Source organism: Chryseobacterium salivictor (assembly GCF_004359195.1).
GTDB lineage: Bacteria > Bacteroidota > Bacteroidia > Flavobacteriales > Weeksellaceae > Kaistella > Kaistella salivictor.
In genome coordinates, this window is record NZ_CP037954.1 from 1,276,911 (window position 1) to 1,293,185 (window position 16,275).

31 protein-coding genes are annotated in these 16,275 nt (G+C 36.0%); 30 read left to right on the top strand and 1 reads right to left on the bottom strand.

Features of this window, described 5'->3' with window-relative positions:
- Positions 1-52 precede the first annotated feature (52 nt).
- From NBC122_RS05895 to rplQ, 30 genes are all read left to right on the top strand, one after another.
- Entirely contained in the window at positions 53-325 is a 273-nt protein-coding gene (locus tag NBC122_RS05895) for a DUF1294 domain-containing protein (RefSeq protein ID WP_133439488.1), read from the top strand.
- The gene (locus NBC122_RS05900; RefSeq protein WP_133439489.1) at positions 322-1,116 is read left to right on the top strand and encodes a GLPGLI family protein; all 795 of its coding nucleotides are present in this window, start codon (positions 322-324) and stop codon (positions 1,114-1,116) included. Before NBC122_RS05895 ends, NBC122_RS05900 begins: the two co-directional genes overlap by 4 nt.
- 452 nt (positions 1,117-1,568) lie before the next feature.
- The gene (rplC, locus tag NBC122_RS05905; RefSeq protein ID WP_133439491.1) at positions 1,569-2,195 is read left to right on the top strand and encodes a 50S ribosomal protein L3; all 627 of its coding nucleotides are present in this window, start codon (positions 1,569-1,571) and stop codon (positions 2,193-2,195) included.
- Positions 2,186-2,815: a 50S ribosomal protein L4 gene (gene rplD / locus NBC122_RS05910; RefSeq protein ID WP_133439492.1), complete on the top strand. Its 630-nt coding sequence runs from the start codon at positions 2,186-2,188 to the stop codon at positions 2,813-2,815. The genes rplC and rplD overlap by 10 nt, the downstream gene beginning before the upstream one ends.
- Positions 2,816-2,818: 3 nt before the next feature.
- Complete coding sequence (gene rplW, locus NBC122_RS05915) at positions 2,819-3,109, top strand: 50S ribosomal protein L23 (RefSeq protein WP_133439493.1); 291 nt, start codon at positions 2,819-2,821, stop codon at positions 3,107-3,109.
- Between the two features lie 60 nt (positions 3,110-3,169).
- Positions 3,170-3,991 carry a 50S ribosomal protein L2 gene (rplB, locus tag NBC122_RS05920; protein WP_133439495.1) on the top strand — a complete coding sequence of 274 codons (822 nt, stop codon included), beginning with the start codon at positions 3,170-3,172 and terminating at the stop codon, positions 3,989-3,991.
- A 2-nt stretch (positions 3,992-3,993) separates the two neighbouring features.
- Positions 3,994-4,272: a 30S ribosomal protein S19 gene (gene rpsS, locus NBC122_RS05925; RefSeq protein ID WP_039341565.1), complete on the top strand. Its 279-nt coding sequence runs from the start codon at positions 3,994-3,996 to the stop codon at positions 4,270-4,272.
- 2 nt (positions 4,273-4,274) lie between these two features.
- Positions 4,275-4,676, top strand: a complete 402-nt coding sequence (rplV, locus tag NBC122_RS05930) for a 50S ribosomal protein L22 (RefSeq protein ID WP_125024494.1) — start codon at positions 4,275-4,277, stop codon at positions 4,674-4,676.
- A 7-nt stretch (positions 4,677-4,683) separates the two neighbouring features.
- Positions 4,684-5,427, top strand: coding sequence for a 30S ribosomal protein S3 (gene rpsC / locus NBC122_RS05935; protein WP_133439496.1), 744 nt, complete (start codon positions 4,684-4,686; stop codon positions 5,425-5,427).
- Between the two features lie 83 nt (positions 5,428-5,510).
- Positions 5,511-5,936, top strand: coding sequence for a 50S ribosomal protein L16 (rplP, locus tag NBC122_RS05940; protein WP_133439497.1), 426 nt, complete (start codon positions 5,511-5,513; stop codon positions 5,934-5,936).
- Between the two features lie 11 nt (positions 5,937-5,947).
- Positions 5,948-6,139, top strand: a complete 192-nt coding sequence (rpmC, locus tag NBC122_RS05945; protein WP_133439498.1) for a 50S ribosomal protein L29 — start codon at positions 5,948-5,950, stop codon at positions 6,137-6,139.
- A 10-nt stretch (positions 6,140-6,149) separates the two neighbouring features.
- Complete coding sequence (rpsQ, locus tag NBC122_RS05950) at positions 6,150-6,407, top strand: 30S ribosomal protein S17 (RefSeq protein WP_088263399.1); 258 nt, start codon at positions 6,150-6,152, stop codon at positions 6,405-6,407.
- Positions 6,407-6,775 carry a 50S ribosomal protein L14 gene (gene rplN, locus NBC122_RS05955; protein ID WP_133439499.1) on the top strand — a complete coding sequence of 123 codons (369 nt, stop codon included), beginning with the start codon at positions 6,407-6,409 and terminating at the stop codon, positions 6,773-6,775. The genes rpsQ and rplN overlap by 1 nt, the downstream gene beginning before the upstream one ends.
- An 18-nt stretch (positions 6,776-6,793) precedes the next feature.
- A complete protein-coding gene (gene rplX / locus NBC122_RS05960; protein WP_133439500.1) occupies positions 6,794-7,120 on the top strand; it encodes a 50S ribosomal protein L24 in 327 nt (108 codons plus the stop codon).
- A 10-nt stretch (positions 7,121-7,130) separates the two neighbouring features.
- Positions 7,131-7,682, top strand: coding sequence for a 50S ribosomal protein L5 (gene rplE, locus NBC122_RS05965; protein ID WP_133439501.1), 552 nt, complete (start codon positions 7,131-7,133; stop codon positions 7,680-7,682).
- Position 7,683: 1 nt separating this feature from the next.
- Positions 7,684-7,953, top strand: a complete 270-nt coding sequence (gene rpsN / locus NBC122_RS05970; protein WP_133439502.1) for a 30S ribosomal protein S14 — start codon at positions 7,684-7,686, stop codon at positions 7,951-7,953.
- 149 nt (positions 7,954-8,102) lie between these two features.
- Complete coding sequence (gene rpsH / locus NBC122_RS05975) at positions 8,103-8,501, top strand: 30S ribosomal protein S8 (protein WP_133439503.1); 399 nt, start codon at positions 8,103-8,105, stop codon at positions 8,499-8,501.
- A 17-nt stretch (positions 8,502-8,518) separates the two neighbouring features.
- On the top strand, positions 8,519-9,064 hold the full coding sequence (rplF, locus tag NBC122_RS05980; RefSeq protein WP_133439504.1) for a 50S ribosomal protein L6: 546 nt from the start codon (positions 8,519-8,521) through the stop codon (positions 9,062-9,064).
- Between the two features lie 17 nt (positions 9,065-9,081).
- Positions 9,082-9,429, top strand: a complete 348-nt coding sequence (gene rplR, locus NBC122_RS05985) for a 50S ribosomal protein L18 (protein ID WP_133439505.1) — start codon at positions 9,082-9,084, stop codon at positions 9,427-9,429.
- 18 nt (positions 9,430-9,447) lie between these two features.
- Positions 9,448-9,969 (top strand): 30S ribosomal protein S5, encoded by a 522-nt coding sequence (rpsE, locus tag NBC122_RS05990; RefSeq protein ID WP_133439506.1) that lies wholly within the window; start codon positions 9,448-9,450, stop codon positions 9,967-9,969.
- Positions 9,970-9,980: 11 nt separating this feature from the next.
- Complete coding sequence (rpmD, locus tag NBC122_RS05995; protein WP_133439507.1) at positions 9,981-10,157, top strand: 50S ribosomal protein L30; 177 nt, start codon at positions 9,981-9,983, stop codon at positions 10,155-10,157.
- Positions 10,158-10,234: 77 nt separating this feature from the next.
- Positions 10,235-10,681, top strand: coding sequence for a 50S ribosomal protein L15 (rplO, locus tag NBC122_RS06000; protein ID WP_133439509.1), 447 nt, complete (start codon positions 10,235-10,237; stop codon positions 10,679-10,681).
- Between the two features lie 8 nt (positions 10,682-10,689).
- Positions 10,690-12,072, top strand: coding sequence for a preprotein translocase subunit SecY (gene secY, locus NBC122_RS06005; protein WP_133439511.1), 1,383 nt, complete (start codon positions 10,690-10,692; stop codon positions 12,070-12,072).
- A gap of 8 nt (positions 12,073-12,080) precedes the next feature.
- Positions 12,081-12,296 (top strand): translation initiation factor IF-1, encoded by a 216-nt coding sequence (gene infA, locus NBC122_RS06010; protein WP_031503426.1) that lies wholly within the window; start codon positions 12,081-12,083, stop codon positions 12,294-12,296.
- A gap of 137 nt (positions 12,297-12,433) precedes the next feature.
- Positions 12,434-12,550, top strand: coding sequence for a 50S ribosomal protein L36 (rpmJ, locus tag NBC122_RS06015; protein WP_007839480.1), 117 nt, complete (start codon positions 12,434-12,436; stop codon positions 12,548-12,550).
- 9 nt (positions 12,551-12,559) lie between these two features.
- A complete protein-coding gene (gene rpsM / locus NBC122_RS06020) occupies positions 12,560-12,937 on the top strand; it encodes a 30S ribosomal protein S13 (protein WP_133439512.1) in 378 nt (125 codons plus the stop codon).
- Between the two features lie 12 nt (positions 12,938-12,949).
- The gene (gene rpsK, locus NBC122_RS06025) at positions 12,950-13,339 is read left to right on the top strand and encodes a 30S ribosomal protein S11 (RefSeq protein WP_027376638.1); all 390 of its coding nucleotides are present in this window, start codon (positions 12,950-12,952) and stop codon (positions 13,337-13,339) included.
- Between the two features lie 89 nt (positions 13,340-13,428).
- Positions 13,429-14,037, top strand: coding sequence for a 30S ribosomal protein S4 (rpsD, locus tag NBC122_RS06030; protein WP_133439514.1), 609 nt, complete (start codon positions 13,429-13,431; stop codon positions 14,035-14,037).
- A gap of 34 nt (positions 14,038-14,071) precedes the next feature.
- Positions 14,072-15,067: a DNA-directed RNA polymerase subunit alpha gene (locus NBC122_RS06035; RefSeq protein WP_133439516.1), complete on the top strand. Its 996-nt coding sequence runs from the start codon at positions 14,072-14,074 to the stop codon at positions 15,065-15,067.
- 6 nt (positions 15,068-15,073) lie between these two features.
- The gene (gene rplQ, locus NBC122_RS06040) at positions 15,074-15,604 is read left to right on the top strand and encodes a 50S ribosomal protein L17 (RefSeq protein WP_133439518.1); all 531 of its coding nucleotides are present in this window, start codon (positions 15,074-15,076) and stop codon (positions 15,602-15,604) included.
- A gap of 166 nt (positions 15,605-15,770) precedes the next feature.
- Here rplQ and NBC122_RS06045 read toward each other — a convergent pair whose 3' ends face one another.
- Positions 15,771-16,193 carry a hypothetical protein gene (locus NBC122_RS06045; protein ID WP_133439520.1) on the bottom strand — a complete coding sequence of 141 codons (423 nt, stop codon included), beginning with the start codon at positions 16,191-16,193 and terminating at the stop codon, positions 15,771-15,773.
- Positions 16,194-16,275: the final 82 nt, after the last annotated feature.

The window sequence follows — 16,275 nt, forward strand, 5'->3', positions numbered from 1 at the left end:
AGTTAGTAATTATTCAGCTCTTTTGTAAATAATTTTTCAGTATTTTCGTAAAATGAATGAATTCTTTATCGCTTTTCTCACTACGGTTAATACCGGAAGTTTCATCTATTTTGGACTCGACAAACGCAAAGCCATAAAACAAGAAAACCGAGTTCCCGAAACCTCATTATTAATCATGACTACCTTTGGAGGAGCAATCGGGTCAGTATTAGGAATGCTCATCTTTAATCACAAAACCAACAAGAAAAGTTTCATATTCAAAATGTTGGCAGTAATTGTGATTCAAATTTTAATTGTATATTCGATTTACAATTATTACAAATGAAGTTGCTGTTATTTTTCTTGTTTTTAAGCATCAATTGTTACTCACAAAACATTAATGTGTATTATCAATACGTCGCATTATATGATATGGAGAACGATAAAAATGTTTTTCAAAGTGAACCGCTTGTTTTATCTATTGAGCCAGGAAATGGCAAATCTGTATTTAGAAGTTTGTATAAATCTCAAAGAGATTCAATTATAAATTCTGTAAAAGACAAAAGCTTTTCTGCGCTATCCGCATTGGCAATACAATTACCGAAGCCTTCCTATCAATTTGTATATTTCAAGAATCCGAACTCTATACTCATTCAAGATGATGTGAATACCAAAATATATATTTATCCGAGAAACTATCCGAAAAATGAATGGAGATTAGGAAAGGAATCTAAAATAATTGGAGGTTACAAATGTCAAAATGCCTTCTTAGATTTTGGAGGTAGAACATGGGAGGCATGGTATGCTTTAGATTTGCCACTAAATGATGGACCAATCAATTTCAGAGGACTTCCTGGTATTATTTTAGAAATGTATGATACTCAAAAACATCATGCATTCAAATTTTTAGGAATAGATTTTAGTAAGCAATTATATGTTGAACAAAATGCAGATGTCGTAAAACTTAATTCTATCGATCAGTTTAGAAAAATCAGGAAAAATGCAAAACATAATATGATTGCAGAATGGGAAGAATTAGGAGTAGTTTACTCTCCAGAAGCCAAAAAGAAAATTAATGATCAACAACGAACAGAAGAGAAAAATAGAAATCCTTTAGAACTTGTTCCAGAAGATTGAAAACTAGGTGATTTTCCATTTTATAAATACTCTTTTGAAGTTAATTTTTAACTAATACCAAAAAAGGAATCATTTCGATTCCTTTTTTGGTTTCCTTGTATGACCAAAAAGCGAATTCAAGATAATATGAAAAAGAACAATAATTATTTAGAGTAGTTTCTGTTGAAAAATTTGTAAATAATAAGATTCTCCACATTTGAGAATCTTTTTTTATTCGTGTCAAGAAAACGACAATGCGAAAAGAAAAAAGAAACGGAATATTTTCAGGTGATAAAATGATAAAAAATTGTAATATGTTAAAAATCAAAATATTTTACGGTCTTATATTGTCATTTAAAATATTCTTCATACATTTGCACACTCAATTTAAGGAAGAAGTGCGCCTATTTCAAAAATAGAAAACACTGCAACCTTGATTGACAAACGAGAACTTAATTAGATATATATAAACAATGTCAGGTATTATTGGTAAAAAGATCGGGATGACATCGCTGTTTGACGAAGCTGGGAAGAATATTCCTTGTACCGTTATTCAAGCAGGTCCATGCTCGGTTTTACAGGTCAGAACCGTTGAAAAGGATGGGTACAAAGCTGCTCAACTTGGTTTCGATGACAAGAGTGAAAAGAACGTTGGTAAAGCGTTAGCCGGCCACTTCAAAAAGGCAGGTTCAACTCCAAAAGCTAAATTGGTAGAATTCTATAATGAATTCGTAGAAAATTTAAGCGTTGGAGATGAAGTGAAAGTGAACTTATTTGCGCAAGGTGAATATGTTGATGTAACAGGAACTTCAAAAGGTAAAGGTTTCCAGGGGGTTGTGAAGAGACACAATTTCCGTGGGGTAATGCAAGCGACTCATGGACAGCACAACCGATTAAGAGCCCCAGGTTCTATTGGTGCAGGTTCTGATCCTTCCAGAGTATTCAAAGGAATGCGTATGGCAGGAAGAATGGGTGGTAAGCAGGTTACCGTACAAAACCTGGAAGTGTTAAGAGTAGATGAAGAACAAAATCTTTTAGTAGTAAAAGGGGCTGTTCCGGGAGCGAAAAATTCTTATGTAATTATCAGAAAATGGAACTAGTAGTATTAAATACATCAGGAAAAGAAACCGGAAGAAGTGTATCTCTTGACGAAGCTATCTTCGGAATTGAGCCAAACCAGCACGCGGTTTACTTAGAGGTTAAGCAATATCTTGCTGCACAAAGACAAGGTACGCACAAATCAAAAGAAAGAAACGAAATCTCAGGATCAACTAAGAAACTTAAGAAACAAAAGGGTTCTGGTTCTGCTAGATACGGTAGCATCAAATCGCCAACTTTCAAAGGTGGAGGTAGAGTTTTTGGTCCAAAACCAAGAGACTACAGATTCAAATTGAATAAGGCCTTGAAAAGATTAGCTAAAAAATCTGTTCTTTCGCAAAAAATGAGAGATAATTCAATCATAGTATTAGAAGCTTTCAATTTTGAAGCTCCTAAAACCAAAGAATTTATCAGCTTGAACAATGCGTTAGGATTTGAAGGTAAAAAAGCGCTTTATATCTTACCGGAAGCGAACAAAAACGTTTATCTGTCATCAAGAAACCTGGCGAAAACCAAAGTTTTGACTTATAACGAAATCAGTTCTTACGACTTAGTAAACGCTGGTGAGATCGTATTCTTAGAAGGTGCAATAGAAAAATTCCAAGAAAATTTAAGAAAATAAATCATGTCTATTATCATTAAACCAATCATCTCAGAAAAAGCAAACTATCTTACAGATTTGAGAGGACATTATTCTTTTTTAGTTAACCCTAAATCGAATAAAATCCAGATCAAAAAGGCGATAGAAGTTGCTTACGGTGTAAAAGTAGCAGACATTAGTACAATGATTTATGCGCCTAAAGTTTCTTCGAAACACACCAAAAAAGGATTACAAGTTGGGAAAACCAGCAAATTGAAAAAAGCAGTCGTTGCCCTTGCAGAAGGAGAAGTGATTGATATTTTTGCAACCAACTAAATTAGCATAAGGGATACCCTTATGACAACAATAAAATTTTATTAATTATAAATAATTGTAATGTCTGTTAGAAAATTAAAACCTATCACCCCGGGACAGAGATTCAGAGTTGTAAACAACTTTGATGAAATTACTACCAACAAACCAGAGAAATCTCTAACCGTTGGTATTAGTAAGTCAGGTGGTCGTAACAATACTGGTAAAATGACCATGCGTTACACCGGAGGTGGACACAAACAAAAATACAGAATTATCGACTTCAAAAGAAACAAGTTTGATGTTGAAGCTACGGTAAAATCTGTTGAGTACGATCCAAACAGAACTGCTTTCATCGCTCTATTGGAATATGCAGACGGAGAGAAGAGATATATCATCGCTCCAACCGGTATTAAAGTAGATCAGAAAGTAATCTCCTCAGAGACTGCAGAGCCAAATGTTGGTAATGCAATGAAATTGAAAAACATTCCTTTGGGAACTGTTATTTCTTGTATCGAATTGAAGCCTGGTCAAGGTGGAATTATGGCAAGAAGTGCGGGATCATCGGCACAGTTAACTTCAAGAGATAAGAAATACGTAATCATTAAATTACCTTCAGGAGAATCCAGAATGGTTCTTGGAGAATGTATGGCAATGATTGGTGCAGTATCTAACCACGATCACATGCTTACCGTTTCCGGTAAAGCAGGTAGAAGCAGATGGTTGGGTAGAAGACCTAGAACAAGACCAGTAGTAATGAACCCTGTAGATCACCCAATGGGAGGTGGTGAAGGTAAGTCTTCTGGAGGTCACCCAAGATCAAGAAATGGTATGCCTTCTAAAGGTTACAAAACCAGAAAGAAAAACAAAGCGTCTAACCGTCATATCATATCTAAACGAAAATAATTATGTCAAGATCACTTAAAAAAGGACCTTTCATTCATCACACTTTAGATAAGAAGGTTCAGACAAATATAGAGTCTGGTAAGAAAACAGTAATCAAAACTTGGTCTAGAGCATCAATGATCTCTCCAGACTTCGTAGGACAAACCATCGCAGTACACAACGGAAAATCTTTTATTCCGGTATATGTAACTGAAAATATGGTAGGTCATAAGTTAGGCGAATTTTCTCCGACAAGATCTTTTAGAGGTCACGGCGGTAACAAAAATAAAGGAGGTAGATAATCATGGGATCAAGAAAAAGAGAAAGTGCATTGGCACGTAAAATAGCAAACCAGGATGTAGCAAAAGCGTTACATAATGACTGCCCGTCTTCTCCTAGAAAAATGAGATTAGTAGCTGATATCATTAGAGGAGTAGAAGTAGATAAGGCATTGAGTATCCTTAAATATTCCAAAAAAGATGCTTCAAATAAATTAGAGAAAGTACTTCTTTCTGCGATGGCTAACTGGCAATCAAAGAACGAAGGTGCTGATATCGAAGAAGCAAACTTAATCGTAAAAGAAATTATGGTTGACAGTGCAAGACAATTGAAGAGACTAAGACCGGCACCACAAGGTAGAGGTCATAGAATCAGAAAAAGATCAAACCACATCACTTTAATTTTAGGAACTAAAGATAATAAATAATCAAGGTATGGGACAGAAGACAAATCCAATTGGTAACAGATTAGGTATCATCAGAGGATGGGATTCAAACTGGTATGGTGGTAAAGATTATGGAGACAGAATCGCAGAAGACTACAAGATCAGAAGATACCTTGAGGCAAGATTATCTAAAGGTGGAATTTCAAAAATCTACATCGAGAGAACATTGAAATTAGTAACCATTACAATTACGACTGCTAGACCGGGATTAATTATCGGTAAAGGAGGACAGGAAGTTGATAAATTGAAAGAAGAATTAAAAAAATTGACGGATAAAGACATCCAGATCAATATCTTCGAAATCAAAAGACCTGAACTTGATGCAGTTTTAGTTGCAGACAGTATCGCAAAGCAAATCGAAAATAGAATTTCTTACAGAAGAGCTGTGAAAATGTCAATTCAAAGCACCATGAGAATGGGAGCCGAAGGAATCAAAGTACAGATCTCTGGAAGATTAAACGGAGCTGAGATGGCAAGAAGCGAATCTTTCAAAGAAGGAAGAATCCCATTGTCAACTTTTAGAGCAGATATCGATTACCATATCGGTGAAGCACTTACTCAGTACGGGAAACTAGGAGTGAAAGTTTGGATTATGAAAGGGGAAGTGTACGGTAAAAGAGACCTTAGCCCATTAGTAGGACAACAGAAAAAAGCACCTGCAGGAAGAGGAGATCGTAACGATCGTAATGACAGAGGAGACAGAGGCGATAGAAGACCAAGAGATAGAAAATAATTAATGAAATTTTGGAGGATACTTTTTAAATGACCGTTACTTTTTTAAAATCTAAAATCTAAAATCTAAAATTCCTAGAAATTATGTTACAACCAAGAAGAACCAAATTCCGTAAAGTTCACAAGATGAAAATGAAGGGGATTGCTCAAAGAGGCAGTCAACTTGCATACGGAACTTTCGGGATCAAAGCTAATGAAGGAGCTTGGATCACTGCAAGACAAATTGAAGCAGCGCGTATTGCTGCAACAAGATATATGAAAAGAGAAGGTCAGTTATGGATCAAAATATTTCCAGACAAGCCTATTACTAAAAAACCAGCCGAAGTAAGGATGGGGAAAGGTAAAGGTGCCGTGGAATATTGGGTATCTGTAGTGAAACCTGGTAAAATTATGTTTGAAGTAGGTGGCGTACCTTATGAAGTTGCAAAAGAAGCACTTCGTCTTGCCGCTCAGAAACTTCCTGTTACTACAAGATTTGTAGTTGCTAACGATTTTGTTCAACCTCAATAATCTTAAAAGAAATGAAAAAAGCTGACATCAAAAATCTAAGCGCAGGAGACATTCAGAACAAACTAGTTGAAGTGAAAGCAGATTTCTATAAAATGAAATTATCGCACAGCATCAGCCCGATTGAAAATCCTATTCAAATCAAAGACTTGAGAAGAACAATCGCAAGACTGGAAACTGAATTAACACTAAAACAACAATCATAATTTTCCTTTTATCATGGATAGAAATTTAAGAAAAGAAAGAATCGGAATCGTTTCTAGCAATAAAATGGAAAAAACCATTGTTGTAAGTGAAACGACGAGAGTAAAACACCCGATGTACGGTAAATTCGTTCTGAAAACGAAAAAATATACCGCTCATGATGAGAACAACGAGTGTACTGAAGGCGATACAGTATTGATTACTGAAACAAGGCCTTTAAGTAAAAGTAAAAGATGGAGATTAGTAAGAATCATTGAAAAAGCTAAGTAATGTTACAAACCGAATCAAGATTAAAAGTTGCTGATAACACAGGTGCAAAAGAAGTACTGGTTATTAGAGTTCTAGGAGGAACTAGAAGAAGATATGCTTCAGTTGGTGATAAGATCGTAGTTACTATCAAAGATTCTACACCACAAGGAACTGCAAAAAAAGGAACTATTTCTAAAGCAGTAGTTGTAAGAACAAAAAAAGCAGTAAGACGAAAAGATGGTTCATACATCAAATTCGACGACAACGCTTGTGTTCTTTTAAATGCTACCGGTGAAATGAGAGGAACCAGAGTTTTCGGACCTGTGGCTCGTGAACTAAGAGACAAAGAATATATGAAAGTCATTTCATTAGCTCCTGAAGTACTTTAATTTTAAAATTTACAGAAAATGACAAAGTTAAAAATCAAAAGAGGAGATAACGTAATCATCACTACCGGAAAGAAAGAAATTAAAGGTAAAAAAGGTGAGGTTATTGAGGTGATCAGAAAAGAAGGCAAAGACGCCAGAGTAATCGTTGCAGGTTTAAATATTGTTAAAAAACATACCAAACCATCAGCAGGTAACCCACAAGGCGGAATTGTAGAAAAAGAAGCATCAATCCATATTTCAAATGTTATGTTGATCGACAAAAACGGTAAACCAACAAAAACAGGAAGTAAGGTAGAAGGTGATAAAAAAGTGAGAGTTGCTAAATCAACCGGTGAAACTTTATAATTAAACGACGATGGAATATATAGCAAGACCAAAACAAATATATAAAGAGAAAATTGTTCCTACAATGATGGAAGAATTTGGGTACAAATCTGTGATGCAGGTTCCTAAATTATTGAAAATCGTTGTGTCACAAGGTTTGGGTGCAGCAACAGCTGACAAGAAAATTGTTGATTACGGAATCGAAGAACTTACAGCAATCACTGGTCAAAAAGCAGTTGGAACTCTTTCTAAGAAAGATGAAGCAGCTTTCAAATTAAGAAAAGGAATGCCTGTAGGTGCTAGAGTTACTTTAAGATCAAATCAAATGTATGAGTTCTTAGACCGGTTAACTTCTTCAGCTTTGCCACGTATCCGTGATTTTAGCGGTATCAAAGCAGATGGTTTCGACGGTAGAGGAAATTACAACTTAGGGATTACTGAGCAAATCATCTTCCCGGAGATTGCAATTGACAAAGTGAAAAAAATCCAGGGGATGGACATTACTTTTGTAACTTCTGCGAAAACTGACAAAGAAGCTAAATCACTATTAACGCATTTCGGTATGCCTTTCAAAAAGAACTAAGATGGCTAAAGAATCAATGAAAGCGCGCGAGCGCAAAAGAGAAGCAACGGTAGCTAAGTATGCAGAGAAAAGAAAAGCTTTGAAAGAAGCTGGAGATTATCTGGGCTTACAAAAATTGCCAAAAGATGCTTCGCCAGTAAGACTACACAACAGATGTAAATTAACTGGAAGACCAAGAGGTTACATGAGAACATTCGGTCTTTCAAGAGTAACTTTCAGAGAAATGGCCAACAACGGTCTTATCCCGGGAGTGAAAAAAGCAAGTTGGTAATAATTTAGAACAATCAAGATGATCAAGTTGATTATTAGATAAAAGAAAAAAGAATAAAGAGAAAGGATTTCGATCTTGGCTCTTTGTTCTTGGCTCTTGGCTCTCTTTTCAAAACTGCTCATCACAAACCAATAATTTAAAATAGAAAAATGGTAACAGATCCAATTTCAGATTTCCTAACCAGAGTAAGGAACGCACAAAGCGCAGGCCACAAAGTGGTGGATATTCCTGCATCGAAAATCAAAAAGGAGATTACAAAAATTTTGTTTGATCAGGGGTATATTTTGAACTACAAGTTCGAAGATAACGCTGTTCAGGGAAACATCAAAATCGCTTTAAAGTACGACAAAACAACCAACAAACCTATCATCAAAAGCATCCAAAGAGCTTCAAGACCAGGTTTGAGACAATACAAAGGTTCAGGTGAACTTCCAAGAGTATTGAACGGTTTGGGAATTGCAATTATCTCAACTTCGAGAGGAGTAATGACCGATAAAAAAGCACGTCAGGAAAAAGTTGGTGGAGAAGTAATCTGCTATGTTTATTAATAAATAATCAAAGGAAAATGTCAAGAATTGGTAAATCAATTATAGAAATTCCCGCTAATGTTACCGTAACCGAAAAAGACGGATTGGTAACTGTGAAAGGACCGAAAGGCGAACTTACACAGCAGTTAGGCGAAGGAATCACTCTAAAGCAAGAAGACGGGATTCTAACTTTAGACCGTCCGTCGGAATCAAAACAACATAAAGCATTACACGGTCTTTACAGAGCGTTAATCAATAATATGGTTCAAGGAACTGCCGAAGGGTGGACCAAAAAACTGGAATTGGTAGGAGTAGGATACAGAGCATCTAATCAAGGAAACAGATTAGATTTAGCTTTAGGATTCTCACACGGGATCGTACTGGATCTTCCTAAAGAAATCGTGGTAGAAACCTTATCTGAAAAAGGTAAAAACCCTATCATTACTTTAACATCATTTGACAAACAATTATTAGGAATGGTTGCTGCAAAGATCAGATCTTTCAGAAAACCAGAACCATATAAAGGAAAAGGTGTTAGATTCGTTGGAGAAATTGTAAGACGTAAAGCTGGTAAATCTGCTTAATTTTAAAACTTAAGAACATGGCACTAAGCAAAGTACAAAAAAGAAATAGAATTAAAAGAAGAGTAAGAGGAAAAATCTCTGGCTCTGCTGAATTACCAAGATTATCAGTTTACAAAAGCAATAAAGAAATTTACGCGCAGTTGATCGACGATAAAGATGGTAAAACTTTAGCCTCAGCTTCATCTAGAACGTTGAATGCAAAAGGTAACAAAACAGAAATCTCTGCAGAAGTAGGTAAAGCAATCGCTGAAAAAGCTAAAGCTGTAGGAATTGAAAAAATAGTGTTCGACAGAAACGGATTCGTATATCATGGTAGAGTGAAAGCTCTGGCTGACGGTGCGAGAGAAGGCGGACTAAAATTCTAATCATTAAATTTCGGAAATATGTTAGGACTAGATAATATAGAAAAAATAAAACCGGGAGGATTAGAACTTAAAGATCGTCTCGTTTCAGTAAACAGAGTAACAAAAGTGACCAAAGGTGGTAGAGCTTTCGGATTTTCTGCAATCGTGGTTGTAGGAGACGAAGCAGGAACTGTTGGTTTCGGTTTAGGAAAATCTAAAGAAGTTGCTTCAGCTATTGCAAAAGCGGTAGAAGATGCAAAGAAAAATTTAGTGAAAGTTCCGGTAGTAAACCATACTATTCCTCACCAAACATCTGCAAGATACGGTGGAGCAGATATTTTCTTGAGACCTGCAACTCACGGTACCGGTGTAATCGCTGGTGGTACAGTTCGTATGGTTATTGAAGCTGCTGGTATTAAAGATATCCTTTCAAAATCTAAAGGTTCATCTAACCCGCATAATGTGGTGAAAGCAACTTTCAAAGCATTATTGGATATCAGAAGACCAGAGGAAATTGCAAGATTGAGAGGTATTTCATTAAATAAAGTGTTTAACGGTTAATAAGTAAAGCAATGGCAAAAATTCAAATCAAACAAGTAAGAAGCGCTATTGGTAGAACCAAAACTCAAAAGAGAACGCTTGAAGCATTAGGATTGAAAAAACTTCACCAAGTGGTAGAACATGACGATACTCCTGCAATTCTAGGAATGGTAGCGGCAGTAGGTCACTTATTAGAAGTACAAAAATAGAAAATTGACAAAGAGACCAAGAGACTTGATAATGATAGTCTCTTATCTCTAATCTTTAAATCTCAAATCTAAAAATAATGAATTTAAATAATATTAGACCTGCAGCAGGTTCTACTCACAGTACGAAAAGAATCGGTAGAGGACAAGGTAGTGGTAAAGGGGGTACAGCTGGGAAAGGTCACAATGGTCAGCAAGCAAGAGCTGGTTATTCTCAGAAAATTGGTTTCGAAGGTGGACAAATGCCTTTGCAAAGAAGATTACCGAAATTCGGTTTTACCAATATCAATAGAAAAGAGTATAGAGGAATTAATGTTGATACCCTTCAACTTTTGGCGGATACCAAAAATATCACCGAAATTACGCAAGAGGTATTAGTAGCAAATGGTTTAGCTAAAAAAAGCGAAATCGTGAAAATTATGGGTAGAGGAGAGTTGAAAGCTGGTATTTCAATTTCTGCACACAAATTCACTAAATCTGCAGAAGAAGCTATTGCTAAAGCTGGAGGTAAAGCAATTACTCTTTAATATTTACAATGAAAGAATTTATACAAACACTAAAAAACATTTGGAGTCTTAAGGAACTGAGAGAAAAGATACTTTTTACTCTTGGAATCGTCCTAGTGTATAGATTCGCATCTTATATTTCCTTACCGGCCATTAACATGGCAGAGGTAGGGAATCTTTTGGATATTTATAAAAACCAGGGAGGCAACAAGCAAGGAGCAGGACTTCTTGGCTTGCTTTCTTCGTTTACAGGTGGGGCATTTAGCCGGGCGTCCATTATGGCACTCGGAATTATGCCTTATATTTCTGCTTCCATTATTGTGCAGTTAATGGGTATGGCAATTCCGTACCTTCAGAAATTGCAGAAAGATGGAGAAAGTGGTAGAAATACCTTAAACCAAATTACAAGATGGTTAACTATTGCAGTTTGTTTGGTACAGGCACCTTCTTACCTTACTTCAATCACTCAGATGTTCTTGCCGCACGCACAGTTTGCTTCTGCTTACTATGTAAATCCGCAGTCCATTATGTTCTGGTTGCCTAGTATCGTAATTTTGGTCGCTGGTTCTGTATTCGCGATGTGGTTAGGAGAGAAGATTACCGATAAAGGAATCGGAAACGGGATATCCATCCTTATTATGGTGGGGATTCTTGCTGATTTTCCAGGTGCTTTCATTCAGGAAGTTGCAACTCAAACAGGTAAAGGTGGTTTTGGTACCATTATGATCCTTATTGAAGTGCTGTTTTGGATGTTGGTTGTTCTTTTGGCAATCGTTCTTTCGGTCGCAGTTCGCAAAATTCCTATTCAATATGTAAGTAGAGCGCAAGCAAGAGGTGGGGTAAATAAAAATTTAATGCAAGGTGCAAGACAATGGATTCCTTTAAAAGTAAATGCTTCTGGAGTTATGCCAATCATCTTCGCGCAGGCTTTAATGTTTGTTCCTGGATTATTAACGAAAGTTGATGAATCAAATACCTTTTTAGCAGGATTCAAAAATGTATTTAGTTGGCAGTACAATGTATTGTTTGCTTTATTAATTATCATCTTCTCATTTTTCTATACCGCAATTACGATTCCGGTGAATCAAATGGCTGATGATTTAAAGAGAAATGGTGGACTGATTCCTAAGGTAAGACCCGGGAAAGAAACCGCTGATTATCTGGATGATATTTTGTCAAAAATTACCTTGCCAGGTTCTATCTTTTTAGCTATCTTTGCAATCCTTCCGGCACTTGTGCATGGAGCGTTTGTTCAGACCGATCGTTTTGCCCTGTTTTTCGGGGGTACATCACTTTTGATTATGGTCGGGGTGATCTTAGATACTGTACAGCAAATCAATACGTATTTGTTGAATCATCATTACGATGGGTTAATGCAATCTAAATTGTCTAGAACAAACAATAATTTGTAATTAGATAAATGGCAAAACAAAAACATATTGAACAAGACGGCGTTATTACGGAAGCACTTTCGAACGCCCAATTCCGTGTCGAGCTAGAAAATGGGCATGTACTTATTGCACACATTTCTGGTAAGATGCGAATGCATTATATTAAACTTTTACCCGGAGACAAGGTAAAATTAGAGTTATCTCCTTATGACTTGTCAAAAGGAAGAATCACATTTAGATATTAATTTCAGAGCAATCTGGGAATTATTATAAACGGAAACAAAATGAAATCGCAGGATTCCATTTGTCATTTAAATATTTAAACAAAAGGGAATGTAATCACAGGATTCCATTTAACCGTTGGAAAATTAAACAAAATCAAATGAAAGTTAGAGCATCTATCAAAAAAAGAAGTGCTGATTGTAAAATCGTTCGCAGGAAAGGCGTTCTGTTTGTAATCAACAAGAAGAACCCAAAATTTAAACAAAGACAAGGCTAAAATTAAATTATGGCGAGAATTTCCGGTATTGATTTACCAAAAAACAAAAGAGGCGTTATCGGTTTAACTTATATCTATGGTGTCGGAAGAAGTACTTCTTCTGAAATCTTGAAAGCAGCCGGCATCAGCGAAGACAAGAAAGTCAACGAATGGAATGACGATGAATTGGCATTGATCAGAAACTACATCACTGAAAACATCAAAGTGGAAGGTGAATTGCGTTCTGAAACACAACTAAACATCAAGCGATTGATGGATATTGGTTGCCAACGAGGAATACGTCACAGACTGGGATTACCTTTAAGAGGACAAAGAACGAAGAATAATTCTAGAACCCGAAAAGGAAAGAGAAAAACTGTTGCTAACAAGAAAAAAGCAAGTAAATAATCGGTAAGAATTATGGCAAAACAGACAAAAGCAGTTAAGAAAAGAAAAGTAAAAGTTGAAGCAATTGGTGAAGCACATATCCAGGCGACTTTCAACAATATCATCATTTCTTTAACAAATAAAAGTGGAGAAGTAATCTCATGGGCATCTGCCGGAAAAATGGGATTCAGAGGTTCAAAGAAGAATACTCCTTTTGCGGCTCAAATGGCTGCGGAAAATTGCTCAACAGTAGCACACGACGCTGGACTACGAAGAGTAAAGGTTTACGTGAAAGGTCCTGGAGCAGGTAGAGAATCTGCAATCAGAACTATTCACAATTCAGGAATTGAAGTTAGTGAAATCGTTGATGTGACTCCAATGCCACACAATGGTTGTAGACCACCAAAAAGAAGAAGAGTATAATCTATTATTTTATGTTTTAGCTTTAAATAATAATGAGCAAACATTATTAATCTAAAATCTAAAATCTAGAATCTAAAATCTTAAAAAATATGGCAAGATATATTGGACCAAAAACAAAGATTGCAAGAAAGTTTGGAGTTGCAATCTACGGAGATGACAAAAACTTCGAGAAAAGAAAAAACCAACCGCCGGGACAACACGGTGTAAATAAAAGAAGAAACCAGAAGAAATCCGAGTATGCTGTTCAGTTGATGGAAAAGCAGAAAGCGAAATATACTTATGGTATTTTAGAAAAGCAATTTGCTAACCTATACCAAAAAGCGGTAAGAGCTAGAGGAGTTACAGGTGAAGTTCTTTTGCAGTTATGTGAATCGAGATTAGACAATGTAGTATACAGATTAGGGTTTGCGAAAACCAGAGCTGGAGCAAGACAATTGGTTTCTCACAGACACATCACAGTAAATGGAGAATTGGTAAACATCGCTTCATATTCAATGAAAGCAGGAGACGTAGTTGCAGTGAGAGAGAAATCAAAATCTCTTGAAGTAATTGCTGATTCATTGGCTTACAGATCTACTTATGAGTGGTTGCAATTTAACGACGAGAAAAAAGAAGGTACTTTCGTAGCTGCTCCGGAGAGAATCCAAATCCCGGAAGATTTGAAAGAACAATTGATCGTCGAACTTTACTCTAAATAATAATTTTTTCAAATTTTTGCTCAACCCAAATTATATGGCAATTTTAACATTTATTAAACCCGATAAAGTAATCCTCCTTAACTCCAATGAATTCAAAGGCCAATTTGAATTCAGACCATTAGAGCAAGGGTTTGGACTTACCATCGGTAATGCTTTGAGAAGAGTTTTACTTTCTTCTCTTGAAGGATATGCTATTTCATCTATCAAAATAGAAGGCGTAGAGCACGAATTTTCAACAATTCCAGGTGTAATTGAAGACGTTACAGAAATTATTCTGAACCTGAAACAATTAAGACTGAGAGCAAAATCTGAGACTGCAACTGCAGAAGAAGTGACTGCCAAAGTATCTGGGCAAACTACTGTAACAGCTGGCGACTTAGGAAAATCAATGCAAGATTTTGAAGTATTGAATCCTGACTTAGTTATCTGTTCAACAAACAAAGACGTGAAATTTGAAATCACGTTCAATATTGAGAAAGGTAGAGGTTATGTTCCTTCCGAACAAAACAAATCAAACAATGCTCCTATCGGAACTATTGCTATTGATTCCATCTATACTCCGATCAAAAAAGTACAGTACAGTGTTGAAAACTATCGTGTCGAGCAAAAAACAGACTACGAAAAACTCGTTTTGGATATTGAAACTGATGGTTCTATCAGTCCTCAAAATGCTTTAACTGAAGCTTCTAAGATATTAATTTATCATTTCATGCTGTTCTCCGATGAGAGAATTACGCTGGAAACTGAAGCGGTAAAAGCGTCGATCCAATACGATGAAGAAACCTTACATACCAGACAACTACTGAAATCGAAATTAGTAGATATGGATTTGTCGGTAAGAGCATTAAACTGCTTGAAAGCTGCTGAAGTGGAAACTTTAGGAGAACTGGTTTCTTACACCAAGTCTGATTTGATGAAATTCAGAAATTTCGGTAAAAAATCTTTAACAGAATTAGAAGAATTAGTGCATGCAAAAGGTCTAAACTTCGGTTTCGACGTTGCTAAATATAAATTAGACGCTGATAAATAACAAACAATGAGACACGGTAAAAAATTCAATCACTTATCTAGAACAGCTTCTCACAGAAGTGCTTTGCTTTCTAATATGGCTTGTTCTCTTATTGAGCATAAAAGAATCAACACAACTGTTGCTAAAGCGAAAGCTTTAAGAGTATATGTTGAGCCGATCCTTACAAAAGCGAAAGAAGATACAACACACAACAGAAGAACAGTTTTCTCTTACCTGCAAAGCAAAGAAGCAGTTACTGAATTATTCAGAACAATTGCTCCTAAAATCGCAGAAAGAAACGGTGGTTACACAAGAATCATCAAAACTGGATTCAGACAGGGCGATGCTGCCGATATGGCAATGATCGAACTTGTAGATTTCAACGAACTTTACAACCCGAACGCTGAAGAGAAAAAAGTAACAAGAAGAAGCAGAAGATCTACTCCTAAAGCAGCAGAAGCTGTTGCGGAAGTAAAAGAAACTCCTGCTAAAGAAGTTAAAACTGACGAGCCAGTTGCAGAAGCTGCTGACGCTACAGAAGAAAAAGCGGGAGAATAATATTCCCCGACTTTTTATACATAAAAATCCGTTCAATTTAATTTGAACGGATTTTTTATTTTAAGAATTAAGGTTTGTTTTTATCTGCCTTAACTTTTTATTTTGATCGTTGTAATTTACTTTTGAAATCAAACGTAAAATCTAAACATTTCTTACTTGGCTCTTCTTATTGTCCTCTCGCTTTCTTCAAATGAATCACATTTTTTTCCTGTGTAATAGTAACAGAGTCGTTTTTAGCCACAATCGTAATATCAAAATTTCCATAAACGCCTCCTTTTGGCCAAGCCTCTTTTTGTGGAGCGGAAATGGTCTTATTATTACTTCGGATGCTGATTGTTTTTTCTTTAGGCGTGTTTTTAAAAGTAACCAAAGCCGATGATCCATCATCTGCTACATAGCGTTCCGTGTATTCAGGTGCATCAGTGTTTACACCGGTTGTAATTGCGGGAGTAGTCATGCTGTCCTTGGGAAGATCTTCAGAATACCCGTTTTCCTGTTTGATAATGCTTTTATTTCCTTCGGTGTTTTTTTTACAGCTGAATGTGAGAAGAAGCAATGAACTTGCTGCGAGGATGAATATTTTTTTCATTGTTAAAGTTTTAGTGGTAAATCAAATTTAATGATAAGTTTTCTAATTATCAATATCCTGTTAAAATTAACTAAAATTTAAC

What these genes read in the sequence shown, in the direction of transcription:
- rpsE (WP_133439506.1), top strand. Translation starts at nt 9,448, where the DNA reads ATGTTAGGACTAGATAATATAGAAAAAATAAAACCGGGAGGATTAGAA.
- rpsD (WP_133439514.1), top strand. Translation starts at nt 13,429, where the DNA reads ATGGCAAGATATATTGGACCAAAAACAAAGATTGCAAGAAAGTTTGGA.
- rplP (WP_133439497.1), top strand. Translation starts at nt 5,511, where the DNA reads ATGTTACAACCAAGAAGAACCAAATTCCGTAAAGTTCACAAGATGAAA.
- rplD (WP_133439492.1), top strand. Translation starts at nt 2,186, where the DNA reads ATGGAACTAGTAGTATTAAATACATCAGGAAAAGAAACCGGAAGAAGT.
- NBC122_RS06035 (WP_133439516.1), top strand. Translation starts at nt 14,072, where the DNA reads ATGGCAATTTTAACATTTATTAAACCCGATAAAGTAATCCTCCTTAAC.
- rpmC (WP_133439498.1), top strand. Translation starts at nt 5,948, where the DNA reads ATGAAAAAAGCTGACATCAAAAATCTAAGCGCAGGAGACATTCAGAAC.
- rplC (WP_133439491.1), top strand. Translation starts at nt 1,569, where the DNA reads ATGTCAGGTATTATTGGTAAAAAGATCGGGATGACATCGCTGTTTGAC.
- secY (WP_133439511.1), top strand. Translation starts at nt 10,690, where the DNA reads ATGAAAGAATTTATACAAACACTAAAAAACATTTGGAGTCTTAAGGAA.
- rpsH (WP_133439503.1), top strand. Translation starts at nt 8,103, where the DNA reads ATGGTAACAGATCCAATTTCAGATTTCCTAACCAGAGTAAGGAACGCA.
- rplW (WP_133439493.1), top strand. Translation starts at nt 2,819, where the DNA reads ATGTCTATTATCATTAAACCAATCATCTCAGAAAAAGCAAACTATCTT.
- rplV (WP_125024494.1), top strand. Translation starts at nt 4,275, where the DNA reads ATGGGATCAAGAAAAAGAGAAAGTGCATTGGCACGTAAAATAGCAAAC.
- rpsS (WP_039341565.1), top strand. Translation starts at nt 3,994, where the DNA reads ATGTCAAGATCACTTAAAAAAGGACCTTTCATTCATCACACTTTAGAT.
- rpmD (WP_133439507.1), top strand. Translation starts at nt 9,981, where the DNA reads ATGGCAAAAATTCAAATCAAACAAGTAAGAAGCGCTATTGGTAGAACC.
- NBC122_RS05895 (WP_133439488.1), top strand. Translation starts at nt 53, where the DNA reads ATGAATGAATTCTTTATCGCTTTTCTCACTACGGTTAATACCGGAAGT.
- rpsK (WP_027376638.1), top strand. Translation starts at nt 12,950, where the DNA reads ATGGCAAAACAGACAAAAGCAGTTAAGAAAAGAAAAGTAAAAGTTGAA.
- rplO (WP_133439509.1), top strand. Translation starts at nt 10,235, where the DNA reads ATGAATTTAAATAATATTAGACCTGCAGCAGGTTCTACTCACAGTACG.
- infA (WP_031503426.1), top strand. Translation starts at nt 12,081, where the DNA reads ATGGCAAAACAAAAACATATTGAACAAGACGGCGTTATTACGGAAGCA.
- rplQ (WP_133439518.1), top strand. Translation starts at nt 15,074, where the DNA reads ATGAGACACGGTAAAAAATTCAATCACTTATCTAGAACAGCTTCTCAC.
- NBC122_RS05900 (WP_133439489.1), top strand. Translation starts at nt 322, where the DNA reads ATGAAGTTGCTGTTATTTTTCTTGTTTTTAAGCATCAATTGTTACTCA.
- rplE (WP_133439501.1), top strand. Translation starts at nt 7,131, where the DNA reads ATGGAATATATAGCAAGACCAAAACAAATATATAAAGAGAAAATTGTT.
- rpsC (WP_133439496.1), top strand. Translation starts at nt 4,684, where the DNA reads ATGGGACAGAAGACAAATCCAATTGGTAACAGATTAGGTATCATCAGA.
- rpmJ (WP_007839480.1), top strand. Translation starts at nt 12,434, where the DNA reads ATGAAAGTTAGAGCATCTATCAAAAAAAGAAGTGCTGATTGTAAAATC.
- rplN (WP_133439499.1), top strand. Translation starts at nt 6,407, where the DNA reads ATGTTACAAACCGAATCAAGATTAAAAGTTGCTGATAACACAGGTGCA.
- NBC122_RS06045 (WP_133439520.1), bottom strand. Translation starts at nt 16,193, where the DNA reads ATGAAAAAAATATTCATCCTCGCAGCAAGTTCATTGCTTCTTCTCACA.
- rplF (WP_133439504.1), top strand. Translation starts at nt 8,519, where the DNA reads ATGTCAAGAATTGGTAAATCAATTATAGAAATTCCCGCTAATGTTACC.
- rplX (WP_133439500.1), top strand. Translation starts at nt 6,794, where the DNA reads ATGACAAAGTTAAAAATCAAAAGAGGAGATAACGTAATCATCACTACC.
- rpsM (WP_133439512.1), top strand. Translation starts at nt 12,560, where the DNA reads ATGGCGAGAATTTCCGGTATTGATTTACCAAAAAACAAAAGAGGCGTT.
- rpsN (WP_133439502.1), top strand. Translation starts at nt 7,684, where the DNA reads ATGGCTAAAGAATCAATGAAAGCGCGCGAGCGCAAAAGAGAAGCAACG.
- rplB (WP_133439495.1), top strand. Translation starts at nt 3,170, where the DNA reads ATGTCTGTTAGAAAATTAAAACCTATCACCCCGGGACAGAGATTCAGA.
- rplR (WP_133439505.1), top strand. Translation starts at nt 9,082, where the DNA reads ATGGCACTAAGCAAAGTACAAAAAAGAAATAGAATTAAAAGAAGAGTA.